The 11,688-nt window shown below is 42.9% G+C and carries 10 protein-coding genes; 2 read left to right on the forward strand and 8 right to left on the reverse strand.

Annotation, left to right across the window (positions count from 1 at the left end; genetic code table 11):
* Positions 1 to 17 precede the first annotated feature (17 nt).
* The 3 genes from K245_RS0106865 to K245_RS0106880 all read right to left on the reverse strand — a co-directional run bounded on the left by K245_RS0106865 (position 18) and on the right by K245_RS0106880 (position 4,016).
* On the reverse strand, positions 18 to 473 hold the full coding sequence (locus tag K245_RS0106865) for an RNA recognition motif domain-containing protein (RefSeq protein WP_027358693.1): 456 nt from the start codon (positions 471 to 473) through the stop codon (positions 18 to 20).
* 403 nt (positions 474 to 876) lie between these two features.
* Complete coding sequence (gene tkt, locus K245_RS0106875; RefSeq protein WP_027358694.1) at positions 877 to 2,892, reverse strand: transketolase; 2,016 nt, start codon at positions 2,890 to 2,892, stop codon at positions 877 to 879.
* A 239-nt stretch (positions 2,893 to 3,131) separates the two neighbouring features.
* Positions 3,132 to 4,016, reverse strand: a complete 885-nt coding sequence (locus K245_RS0106880; protein WP_027358695.1) for a radical SAM protein — start codon at positions 4,014 to 4,016, stop codon at positions 3,132 to 3,134.
* Positions 4,017 to 4,228: 212 nt separating this feature from the next.
* Between K245_RS0106880 and htpG the strand changes: the two genes are divergently transcribed.
* Positions 4,229 to 6,160, forward strand: a complete 1,932-nt coding sequence (htpG, locus tag K245_RS0106885) for a molecular chaperone HtpG (protein WP_027358696.1) — start codon at positions 4,229 to 4,231, stop codon at positions 6,158 to 6,160.
* Positions 6,161 to 6,249: 89 nt separating this feature from the next.
* Here htpG and K245_RS0106890 read toward each other — a convergent pair whose 3' ends face one another.
* Both K245_RS0106890 and K245_RS0106895 read right to left on the reverse strand, forming a co-directional pair.
* Positions 6,250 to 6,579 (reverse strand): nucleotidyltransferase domain-containing protein, encoded by a 330-nt coding sequence (locus tag K245_RS0106890; protein ID WP_027358697.1) that lies wholly within the window; start codon positions 6,577 to 6,579, stop codon positions 6,250 to 6,252.
* The gene (locus K245_RS0106895) at positions 6,572 to 6,988 is read right to left on the reverse strand and encodes a nucleotidyltransferase substrate binding protein (protein WP_027358698.1); all 417 of its coding nucleotides are present in this window, start codon (positions 6,986 to 6,988) and stop codon (positions 6,572 to 6,574) included. The genes K245_RS0106890 and K245_RS0106895 overlap by 8 nt, the downstream gene beginning before the upstream one ends.
* Positions 6,989 to 7,236: 248 nt before the next feature.
* Between K245_RS0106895 and K245_RS28020 the strand changes: the two genes are divergently transcribed.
* Positions 7,237 to 7,455, forward strand: a complete 219-nt coding sequence (locus K245_RS28020; RefSeq protein WP_051283948.1) for a transposase — start codon at positions 7,237 to 7,239, stop codon at positions 7,453 to 7,455.
* Between the two features lie 210 nt (positions 7,456 to 7,665).
* Here the strand turns inward: K245_RS28020 and K245_RS0106910 are convergent, their stop codons facing one another.
* The 3 genes from K245_RS0106910 to K245_RS28025 form a co-directional block, all read right to left on the reverse strand.
* A complete protein-coding gene (locus K245_RS0106910; protein WP_027358699.1) occupies positions 7,666 to 8,310 on the reverse strand; it encodes a DUF6115 domain-containing protein in 645 nt (214 codons plus the stop codon).
* Positions 8,311 to 8,810: 500 nt separating this feature from the next.
* The gene (locus K245_RS0106915) at positions 8,811 to 9,119 is read right to left on the reverse strand and encodes a hypothetical protein (RefSeq protein ID WP_156906727.1); all 309 of its coding nucleotides are present in this window, start codon (positions 9,117 to 9,119) and stop codon (positions 8,811 to 8,813) included.
* Positions 9,120 to 9,287: 168 nt separating this feature from the next.
* A partial coding sequence (locus tag K245_RS28025; protein WP_035276670.1) for a hypothetical protein occupies positions 9,288 to 11,688 on the reverse strand: 2,401 nt, incomplete at its 5' end.

Here is an 11,688-nt window from a genome sequence, read left to right on the forward strand (position 1 = left end):
TCAGTATTTCTTAGGTACTACCAGCGACCGCCGCCGCCACCGTCACGACCGCCTCTGCCGCCGTCACGACCGCCTCTGCCGCCGTCACCACGACCGCCGCCGCCACCGCCGCCAGGTCTGCGATCTCTTCCACCACCGCCGCCACCATCACGACCGCCGCCGCCACCACCAGGGCCACCGAATCTGCGACCGCCGCCACCGCCGCCGCCAGGTCTTCCGCCGCCGCCTTCTGTGCGAGGACGAGCTTCATTAACTGTAAGTGTACGACCCTTGAAATCTTTTCCGTTCATCTCTTCAATAGCGTTCAGCCCATCAGTGGAAGAAGGCATCTCCACAAAAGCAAAGCCCCTTGACTGACCGGTAAATTTGTCCCTGATTACACTGGCAGATGTAACTTCTCCGAATGCTTCAAATGCTGCCCTTAATTCGTCGTCTGATGTGCTGTGAGGTATATTACCTACATAAATGTTCACTTGCTTCTCCTAATTACTTTGAGATTTTCTGGATTCCAAGGATACGCCCTTGCGTGGAAAATAAAAGCTTTGATACCTGACTTAAGATATGCCGGTAAAGAAACTTGAGATCTTCAAGAACACCCTACCATCTATTTTGATTTGAGAACAGGATCTTTTTTAATGTTTTTGATTTTAATTGTTTTTTTACAAATAAAAGCCCTGTCCTGATCGCTTTTTTTCAGACAGGGCTTTTATCATATTTTGCCATGAGAATTATTTTTTGACAAAATAGCAAAAAGTCCGATTTCGGTCATTCCGGCGCAGGCCTGAATCCAGAAGTATTTGAAAATGCAAAGATGCCTGATCAAGTCCGGCATGACGCTGGTGCCTTTTTCTGACTTTTTTGAGCAGGCATCATTTTTTAGGCTTTGCCCAAAAGAGCGAGCGCCTTTTCCGCGACATTTTCTGCTGTAAAACCGAATTTTGCCATAACTTTTGAACCAGGGCCTGATTCACCAAAGGATTCAATGCTCAGAACAGATCCTTTTGGACCGACATATTTTTCCCAGCCCATAGAAATACCGGCTTCGACCGCAATGCGGCATTCCACATCACTCGGAAGTACCCATTCTCTGTAATAGTCAGCTGTTTTTTCAAATATTTCCCAGCTTGGCATGCTTACGATCCTTGCCTTGATTCCTTTTTCTGCAAGCATTTTTTCTGCTTCAACTATGAGAGAAACTTCTGAACCGCTTGCCATTAGTATAATATCAGGCTTGCCTTCTGTATTTTTTAAAATATAACCGCCGGCAGAAACACCTTCTGGAGAGTCTTTTCTTTCAAGGATTGGTAAGTTCTGACGGCTTAGAATAAGCGCCACAGGGCTGCTGTTGGATTTGATCGCGTATTTCCAGGCTTCGGCAGTCTCGTTCGCGTCAGCAGGTCTTATCACAACAAGATTAGGAATGGCCCTCAAGGAAGCGACATGTTCCACAGGCTGATGGGTGGGGCCGTCTTCGCCTACTGCAACACTGTCATGGGTGAAGACATAAATCAGCGGCAGCTTCATGAGGCTCGCCACCCTCATGGATGGACGCATATAATCAGAAAAGACAAGGAAGGTTCCGGCGAATGGGCGTACACCTCCGTGGAGTATCATGCCGTTTATTATCGCGCCCATTGCATGCTCGCGTACACCGAATCTTATGTTTCTTCCGTCATATGAGCCTTTCTGGAAATCATGGGAGCATTTGAGGTATGTATTATTTGAAGGCGCAAGGTCAGCTGATCCACCTATCAGGCATGGGAATTTTTCGGCAATGGCGTTGAGAACCTTGCCGGATGCACTTCTTGTCGCAATAGGTTTGTCTTCTGTCTTGAAAACAGGCAGGCAGCTGTCCCATCCATCCTCGACAAATCTTGTGACGCCGTCAAGGAGCTGGTTTGCAAGCTCCGGGTATTTGATCGAGTATTCCCTGAAAAGATCTGTCCATTCTTCTTCAGACTTTTCACCCTTTTCCATGGCAGTTTTGTAAACAGTCTTTGCCTCTTCAGGAACAAAAAACTGCTCTTCGTAATTCCAACCGAGATTTTTCTTTGTAAGAACAATCTCGTCGGCTCCGAGCGGCGCTCCGTGGGCTTCTTCCGAATCCTGTTTGTTTGGGCTTCCGAAGGCTATGTGGGTTCTTAATATGACCAGGGATGGTTTATCTTTCTCATTTTTTGCTTCTTCGATTGCTTCTAAAATTGCCTTTAAGTCAGTATTGCCGTCCTCAACCTTGATTACATGCCATCCATAAGCTTCAAAGCGTGCTCCGACATTTTCCGTAAAAGCAATGCTTGTGGGGCCTTCTATGGAGATTTTGTTATCATCATATATGCATATGAGCTTTCCAAGTCCGAGATGACCGGCAAGGGATGCGGCTTCTGAAGTTATCCCTTCCATCATGTCCCCGTCACCACACATTACATAGGTATGATGATTGACAATCTCAAAGCCAGGTTTGTTGTAAACAGCCGCAAGATGAGCCTCAGCCATTGCAAAACCCACTGCGTTGGCGACTCCCTGTCCAAGCGGTCCGGTTGTTGTTTCAACGCCTGATGTGTGACCGAATTCAGGATGACCAGGAGTTTTGCTGCCTATCTGCCTGAAGTTTTTAATATCATCGATGGAAACAGCGTATCCACAGAGATGAAGAAGGCTGTAAAGAAGCATGGACGCATGGCCGCCTGAAAGAACGAATCTGTCTCTGTCCAGCCATGCAGGATTTTTAGGGTTGTGCTTCATAATTTTTGACCAGAGAATATATCCGGCAGGAGCAAGTCCCATCGGTGCCCCGGGATGCCCAGAGTTTGCCTTTTGTATGGCATCCATTGAAAGGGTTCTTATGGTGTTGATGCAAAGTTCGTCCATACCCGGAGCTGCTTCGAAACTCATTTTTTTCTCCTTGAAAAAATCATGTCTGTCTTAATTGTTTTGTAACCGCTTATTTTATATTTTTCCCGCCTCCGGTGAGGCAGCGTAGGTCGGATTAGGACGCTTTTTGTCCGTAATCCGGCGCCAATATTTTAGAATTTGGATTTTTGATTGATGTAACCAGGCCAATATTTCAAAAATCGAAAATTATGTGCCCTAGTCGGATCGCCATTTTAAAAAAAGCTCCGCAAAAAACTCGCTTATAATGCCCTCATATACTCAGGCTTCAGCTTAACTTTTCCTGCCAGCGCTTCATTGATAAGTCTTAGAATTCTGTCCTTATCATCAGGCAGCTTCGCTCTTATTGGCAAATAATTGGATGCGTGGTTTGCATGAAAAAGACCGCCTGTCAAGTTCGTATTTGCGAACATTACTCCAAGTTCCTGGAGCATTTCGTTTGCGTCGATTACAGGAAATTTCCCATCCATATGATCTTTATAAAGAGAGGTGCCGGGAGTAAGCATCAGGCTTAATGCTCCGACAAAATCAGGATTCATTTCAGACAGAACCCTCCCTGTTTCCTTTGCGTGTATCATTGAACGCTCCCTGCCGCCAATGCCATTTAAAACAGTAACAGAAAGCTTTATTCCCGATGCCTTGATTTTTTTGCCCATTTCTATGAGGCGTTCAGGTGTGGCGCCTTTTTTGATATTCTCAAGTGTTACTGCGTCACCGGACTCTATGCCCATATATGCTATTGACAGGCCGTGTTCCCTGAGTTCCACTAGTTCCTCAGGAGTTTTCATGCTTATGCTTTTATGATTTGCGTAGGTTCCGATTCTTTCGAGCCATGGAAGTTTCTTTTTAATTTCATCGAGAATTGCAATGAGTCTTTTTTGTGGAATGATTAGAGCATCACCGTCGCAAAGAAAAAGTCTCCTGAATCCTTTATATAGTTTTGCGGCCTTTGCTATGTCCGCCATAATTACTTCGTCTTTTTTTATTGAGAATCTTTTTGCCTTGTACATCTCGCAGAAGGTGCATTTGTTGTGGGAGCATCCCACCGTAACCTGCAAGAGTATGCTGTCAGCCTCGCTCGGCGGCCTGAAAATCATACCCTGATAGTCTAATTCATCATAAGCCATATTTTACACTCCTTAAAATATTAAAAACAGAATCAGGCCAGTCCAGATGAGGTCTGGTTTAAGTCTGGTCAGACCCTGCATTTTACTAAAATTAGACATTTTCCAGAACAGTCAACCTTGACATTTTCAAAATGACTATAATCTTATGCCCGTAATTTTCAAATTAATTTACCAAATAAATTAAATAATTAAACATGGAGGTTAAGGCAAGGATGAAAAAGGAAGTTTTCCAGTTTCAGACAGAGGTAAAACAGCTTCTAAATCTGATAATTCACTCTCTTTATTCGAACAAGGAAATTTTTTTAAGGGAACTCATATCCAACGCATCTGACGCCATAGACAAGCTTAGATTCAAAGCACAGACAGAGCCGGGACTTCTTGGGAGCGATCCTGATTTCAGAATCAGAATTACGGCAGACAAGGAAAAAAACACCCTCGAGATTTCAGACAATGGTGTCGGAATGACATGGCAGGAAGTCATAGACAATATCGGCACGATTGCAAAAAGCGGTACAGCCGGTTTTGTCGAAGCCATTGAAAAGGCAAAAAAAGAGTCTGCTTTTTCACCCGAGCTTATTGGCCAGTTCGGCGTCGGATTTTACAGCGCTTTTATAGTCGCTGACAAGGTCACATTAGTGACCAGGGCTGCCGGATCTGATCAGGCGGTTAAATGGGAATCCGAAGGCGACGGCAATTACAGCATTGAAGAAACTCAGAAAGACACACGGGGAACCACCATCACCCTGCATCTCAGAGAAGTTGCGGAAGGCGACGCTGACGCTGATCAGAATTTTACAGATGAATATGAAATTCGCAGCATAATAAAGAGACATTCCGATTTCATCAGCTATCCAGTTATCATGGCTGTGGAAAAGGATGAGCCTCTGCCTGAAAACGAAAAGGTTCTGGACAGCGATGGTAAGCCAATAGGGCCTACAACCAAAAAAGTTGTGAAGGATGAAACCCTCAACTCGATGAAGGCCATCTGGTCAAGAAACAAATCCGAAGTCACGGAAGATGAATACGAAGAATTTTACAGGCATATAAGCCACAACTGGGACAAGCCCCTTGACCGTCTTCACATGAAATTCGAAGGCGCAACTGAATATGATGTTCTTGTCTATATCCCTTCAAAAGCGCCGTTTGATATGTATTATCAGACCCGCAAGAATGGTCTCAAGTTATACTGCAAGCGTGTTCTCATCATGGACAACTGCGAGGAACTGCTTCCGGAATACATGGGATTCCTTGAAGGGATTGTCGATGCTCCTGATCTCAGCCTCAACGTGAGCCGTGAAATTCTTCAGCAGGATGTTCTTGTCAAAAATATACGCAAGAATGTCGTCAAGAAGGTTCTTGAGATGCTGTCCAAAATGGATGAGGAAAAATACGATAGCTTTTATGCAGAGTTTGGCAATTCAATCAAAGCCGGCGTTGCCATGGATTTTGGAAACAAGGATAAACTTTCCGAGCTTGTCAGATTCAAGACAACAAAATCAGAGGGCAAGAACGTCAGCCTTAAGAAATATGTCGAGAATATGAAGCTTGATCAGGAGTTCATCTATTATATTACCGGCGATAATCTCACGGCCCTCATGAACAGCCCTCATCTTGAAGCCCTTAAGGAAAAGGACTTCGAGGTTCTTCTCATGAATGAGCCTGTAGACGAGTGGGTGGTTCAGAATCTTTTCGAATACAGCGGCAAAAAGCTTAAAAGCGCTGAAAAAGGCGATCTTGACATTGAAAAGAAAGATGAAAAAGAAATCGAGGCTTTCAAACCCGTGTTCGAATTCATCAAAGGCAAGCTTGACGAAAACGTGAAGGAAGTAAAGGCATCATCAAGACTCAAGGAATCTGTGTGCTGTCTTTCCGGCGAGGAATATGGCATGAGCGCTTACATGGAAAAAATCATGAAAGCTTCAGGCCAGGAAATGCCGAAGCAGAAGCGTATTCTTGAAATAAATACATCACACCCAGTGTTTGCAAAAATCAAGGATATGCACGACAAAAACGCAGCAAATCCTGATCTTGAAAAATACTCAAAAATGCTTTTTGATATGGCCCTTGTGGCAGAAGGCGGAAAGCTGGAAAATCCAGCTTCTTTTGTTAAGGCTGTCGGTGAGATAATGGCAGCTGCGATGTAGAAAGCGCCAAAAAATGATGAGTTAAAAAACTGGGGAAACTTTTTGAAAAAAGTTTCCCCAGACCCCTTCAAAAACTTTTCGGTTTTATTTCAGCCTGCTTTTCTATCCTCGTAAAAAACCAGCCCCACACGGTTTATATGGTCAATCAAATCCGTGTTTTCAATTTTGTGAATAAGGGAAAGGTCGATTTTATAAGGCAAAAGCAGATCATCCAGCTCGTTTTCTATTTTCAGAAGTTCTGATAGATTTACAGATTTGCCTACTATGACAAGGTCAATATCAGAACCATTTTGATAATTGCCCTTGGCCCTTGAACCATAAATGATAACTTCCTGAATACCGGGATGAGCAGAAAATACGGAGTGAATCTTTTCTATAGTGCTTCTCGTCAGGCCAAATTTCAAATCTTTATCAATCATTCTTTAAATCCAGTATTTTCTTTTCAAAGGACAGAAAAAGTCCATGATAGTGATTGATAATTTTTTCAGCTATTTCATCTGCAATCTCATGGTTGTATGTATGAGACGTCTGATTCCTGCTTTTGATCATCTCCATCCAGCCTTCGCCTTCGGTCACAAGTCCCTTCTGGAAAGCCTCCCTCGTCGCATCCCTCGAACCCATAATGGATATATTGCCCTGATACTCGAAAAAATCCTTTATCACGTTCCATGCAAGTTCGTGTGTGAATTCGAATTCCTTTATAAGGCCCTGCTGCTCTATCTTGGAGAGTTTTTTCTCTTTGCTCAGCTCTACCGCTTCAGTAAGTTGGGACAAGGCTTTTCCGTAATTGCTGAAACGCTGCTGCCAGCGGGTGTCGGAGTTTGTCATTAAAAATCCTTTGGTGGATATGACATTAAGCACTCAAAAAATGGATAAATAGATAATCTCACAAATTCGATGGTGCTTTTTTGTTATTTTTACTAGAAAATCTTGCGTCAAGATCAATTCCTACAACTTCTAAACCATTAATTTGAGGATGTTTTTTTAGCAACAACGAAATATATGCTCTTAAAGCCTCAATCATTTCAGAAAAGCACATCTTTTTCTGAGGCGAAACCCTTATACCCCCTGAGAATATGAAATTGCTTCACTTGCCTCCATATTCACCAGAACTTAATCCTGTTGAGCATCTTTGGGATGAGCTTCGTGAAAAATATTTCCATAACAAGGTTTTTGACAGCATTTTTTCTCTTGAAAAACACTTGGAATCATCATTGCTTTCAATGGAGCTTGACCAGCAAAAAGTCAGATCTATTGTTGCGTGGCCATGGATAATTAATGCACTTTTGAAATAGATTTGGTATAAGTATTAACTGAATTAAACTTCTAAAATTACAAGAAAAGACATCTTGAGATGCTTTAACATTGAAACTTGTGATAAACTATTTTTCAGGTTTTTTATGGGGTTTGAGCTGATACAGTTTTTAGAGCAAAACTCTCTATAAAACTAATAAAGTAGAATAAAATAAGAATAGCAGATATTCGGGTTCAAAAAAACTAAAGTTTTACTTGCGTTGTTCCGCTTTGATGATCTTGTTAAGTCCAAGGATAAGTTCCACCTCTCCTATCGGAATGCTAAGGCGAGCGGCTATGGCGCTATTTTCAAGCCCCCTTGATGAAAGCTCCATTATTGCCTCTGTCTGATCCGGCTTTACTTCTTCATGCTCAACCATTTCTTCAGGATCAGGAGTTGGTGGCGGATTATTCTGAAGACGCCCTTTTTTTGCTGGGTCATACTTCAAAGTAACTTTTTCAGAGTTTATGTCTTCGGCATCAAGAATATATCTTTTCAGCTCCTCGGTTACTGCATCGCCTTTTTTAATTATTCTTATGAATTCCCTTTTTTTAAGTTCAAGCTTCTCATCAAGCATGGCTATCAGCATTTTTTTTTCCTGGATGAGACGGTCAAATTCCTCTGAAGAGTCCTTGGCCGATTCCATAAGGGCTTTCAGAACATCAAGGGAAGATGTATCGATCTGCGGGAATATTTCGGAGCGCAGACTTGGTTCCTGGATTTTTTCAGGTTGGTCGGATTCCTGGTTTATAAGGGTCTTTTTAAGATTTCTCAGAAAAAAAAGAATAAGTAGGATCAGGCATATGTCTATTCCTAATTGAAAATAAATCCAGTACTCGATGGGAAACTGATCCATAAAACCTTAATTAAAAAAAATAGAGTAAGAATAACGATTAATCATAGATCCGCTTCAATAAATTAATGTGGTTATGCTCAATTCTCAGTAACATTTGAAAGTTAATGGGCTTAACATTTTTAAAACTCTAAAAATATCAGCTTTTTTGCCTACTAACAAAACCATAAAGTTTTTGCGGAGCTTTTTACAAAAAGCGACCCGCTCGAGGCACTCGGCTTAACGTCGGATTGCCGACAAAGGGCGTCCTAATCCGACCTACGCATCACCCTTTTTTGATGGCAAATTAACCATAAAAGGCACTTCTTAACTGCAAATATCAATTTTCAGACATGACTTTTCATTAATTTGTCAATCTTGGCAAAGTCGCAAAAAGTCCGATTCCCGTCATTCCGGCGCAGGCCGGAATCCAGAAGTAGCTGAAAATACTGGATGCCGGATCAAGCCCTGCATGACGCTAAAGCCAATTTTCAGCTTTTTGCGACTCCATCAATCTTATCTGATCATGCCACTGTGTCAATAATATAACCTGCGGAATCCGGCGTTTTTTCCTCTTCTTCAGGGTTTTTATCTTTTTTTTCATCCTCATGCCTGCCATGAAGATTGCCCTTGCTTCCTTCTTCTCTTTCTCTGAGAGCAGCCTTTTCAGATCCTTCAGTTTCCATGACCGTGCTCTGTTCCTTGAGATCCTTTGCAAACTGGTGCGAAGCTGCAATATTGGAAGGATCTGTCTGGTGATGCTTTACCTGCTGGGCTTCAACCACTGCGCTGCTCTGCTGAATGACAATGCCTATATTATGTATCGTTGTCATTTCAGCCTCCATTTTTTCAATGTTTTTTATTTGACAAGGTCTCAAAAAGTTAAAAAAGGCAACGGCGTCATGCCGGACTTGATCCGGCATCCAGTATTTTCAGCTACTTCTGGATTCCGGCCTGCGCCGGAATGACGGGAATCGGACTTTTTGCGACTCCATCTATATTTAGATTATTGAATAATTTTTCAGTTCTATCTCTTTAACCGTATTTTCAGGGAACGCCTTTAATATTTCTTCTTCAAGATAAATTTGCATGTTTTCAGGAGCCATAAGTTCATCGTCCTTTGAAAGAAGTGCGCTTAATATGGATTTATATATTACAGACCTGAAATATGCCGGCTTTAAAGCGATTTTTTTAGCTTCATTGTCCGCTATTTCAATTCTAAGATCCACAGTGACGTAAGCTGCGTCTTTGATCTCAGGCGGCGCAGGAACGATGAACCCTTTAAGCTCTGTGGATACAAATTTAACCACAGCCTTGTGCTCTTCCTGCTCGTGTCCGGTTTTTGGGGCTTCTGCCGCCGCGTGCTCTTTAACAGGCTCGTGCGCAGGTTCTTTTGGAGCCTCTTTTACTGGTTCATGCGGAGGGGCTGATGCGGCTGTTTCAGCTGGTTTTTCAATTATTTTCTTCGGCGAAAGAAAATAAACCGAGCCTCCGCCTATTGCCATGCCCATGAGCAAAATCCCAGGAAGTACAGATATTCTGGCAAGTTTTTTTAAAACAGGCTTTAGGGATATTTTTCTGCCCTTTTTTTCAGGCGATTTTTTTATTTCGTCGGGCTCTTCAAGAATGACAATCTGATCCTGAACAATTGCTACAGGCTCATGTGACTCTTGCAGAATAACCTGTTCCTCTTTTTCCTCTTCATCTATGGCATCGTCAGTCACCTTGAGCAGATCGTCAAGCTGCTGCTGGGTAAGTACGTTTTTCTTGGGCGGTTCCTTAGATTCCATTGATGAATCTTCGAGGTTCATTTTCATCAGACGGTCAATATCGTCCTGGGAAATTACCTCGACTTCTTCTTCTGGTTCGTCAGGCTTTTTTTCTTCTTCAACAGTTTCAGCCAGAAGACTGTCTATGTCATCCTGGGAAATGATCTCGGGCGCTGTTTTGTCTTTTTGCTTTTTTACAGGCTCGGGGCTCTCTGCCAGAGACGCGCTGAGGAGAGAATCTATATCATCCTGTGATATCAGTTCTTTTTCAGGTTGAGCCTGTTTTGGAACTGAGCTTTCAGGATAATATCCAAGAGGGAAAATATCTTCAGGTGGCCTTGAAAGAATATGGTCTATAAATTCCTGGGTGATCTGATTTGAGCCTGGCTCAGTTTCAAACGGCATCGCCGGCTCTTTTGCTGACGAAGAGCTGTATTTGTCTTCTTCATTTGTTGAGGTGAGCAGCTTGTCTATGTCATTTTGATCAATGAAGCTTGGTTCTTCTTGTTTTTGCGTTGGCTCATCAGCAAGGCCTTTCAAAAGCAGCTCGTCAATATCATTCTGTGAAACTATTGGCAGCTCATCTTCAGCTTCTTTGACGCCTTTTTTGCCATCCTGGGGCTCATCGAAAAGCCCTTTTTTAAGAAGACTGTCAATATCGTTTTGAGAAATGATTGGGAGATCATTTTCTGCCTCCACTATTTTTGTATCAGGAGTTTGAGCCCCAGAAAGAAGCGAATCAATATCAGATTGTGAAATTGCCGCGAATTCTGCATCTTTAGTTTCAGCTTTGTCCTGATCTTCTTGGCTGACCAAGTCAGGCTTTTGATACTTTTCTATTACAGTTGTCTGTTTTACATCCTTTAAGATGTCATCAAGCTCTGATTGTGAAACAAACTCAGGCTCAGGTTTTTCCTCTTTTTCTTTTTTACCGTCATATCCGGACAACAGAGACTCGATTTCGTTCTGTGAGATTGACTGAGTGTCTGTCTCACCTGATGAAACAAGAGGTCCACTTGAAAAAAGACTGTCTATGTCGTCCTGGGAAATGGTCTCAAACTTTGGAGGCTCTTCAGGTTTCTTGCCGGCACCGAGAAGTGAGTCCATATCATCCTGGGAAACGGTCGAAGACCCTGTTTTCTCCTGAACAGGCGCAGCAATTGGCTCTGGAGCAGGTTCTGATATTGATCCCAAAAGACTGTCGATGTCGTCCTGGGAGATGGTTTTTGAAAGATCGTCTTCAACAGGTTTTTGAGCTTCCGGCTTTGCAGCGCTTCCGAACAAAGAGTCTATGTCATCCTGGGAAACAGTGACCGATTCAATCTTTTCCGGCTTTTGAGTTTTTTCTGGTTCCTGGGCGGGAAGCTCTTTTCCTGATTGTTTGAAAAGAGCCTCTATTTCATCCTGCGATACAAATTCAGGCTCCGGCTTTTCTTCTTTTTCCTTTTTGCCGTCATATCCCGAGAGCAGGGACTCAATCTCATTCTGGGAAATTGATTGGGTGTCAGGCTCAGCAGCTGAAACAACAGGTTTGTTTGAAAAAAGGCTGTCAATATCGTCCTGGGATACAGTTTCAAAAGTTGCAGGTTCCGCAGGTTTTGGAGGCTCCGGCTTTAATGCAGCGCCGAGAAGT

Origin of the sequence: Desulforegula conservatrix Mb1Pa, from assembly GCF_000426225.1 — a bacterium.
Taxonomy (GTDB): domain Bacteria; phylum Desulfobacterota; class Desulfobacteria; order Desulfobacterales; family Desulforegulaceae; genus Desulforegula; species Desulforegula conservatrix.

Excerpts from the sequence above, each read along its gene's own strand:
- htpG (WP_027358696.1), top strand. The coding sequence starts at position 4,229 with ATGAAAAAGGAAGTTTTCCAGTTTCAGACAGAGGTAAAACAGCTTCTA.
- K245_RS0106895 (WP_027358698.1), bottom strand. The coding sequence starts at position 6,988 with ATGACAAACTCCGACACCCGCTGGCAGCAGCGTTTCAGCAATTACGGA.
- tkt (WP_027358694.1), bottom strand. The coding sequence starts at position 2,892 with ATGAGTTTCGAAGCAGCTCCGGGTATGGACGAACTTTGCATCAACACC.
- K245_RS0106910 (WP_027358699.1), bottom strand. The coding sequence starts at position 8,310 with ATGGATCAGTTTCCCATCGAGTACTGGATTTATTTTCAATTAGGAATA.
- K245_RS0106890 (WP_027358697.1), bottom strand. The coding sequence starts at position 6,579 with ATGATTGATAAAGATTTGAAATTTGGCCTGACGAGAAGCACTATAGAA.
- K245_RS0106915 (WP_156906727.1), bottom strand. The coding sequence starts at position 9,119 with ATGACAACGATACATAATATAGGCATTGTCATTCAGCAGAGCAGCGCA.
- K245_RS28020 (WP_051283948.1), top strand. The coding sequence starts at position 7,237 with ATGAAATTGCTTCACTTGCCTCCATATTCACCAGAACTTAATCCTGTT.
- K245_RS0106880 (WP_027358695.1), bottom strand. The coding sequence starts at position 4,016 with ATGGCTTATGATGAATTAGACTATCAGGGTATGATTTTCAGGCCGCCG.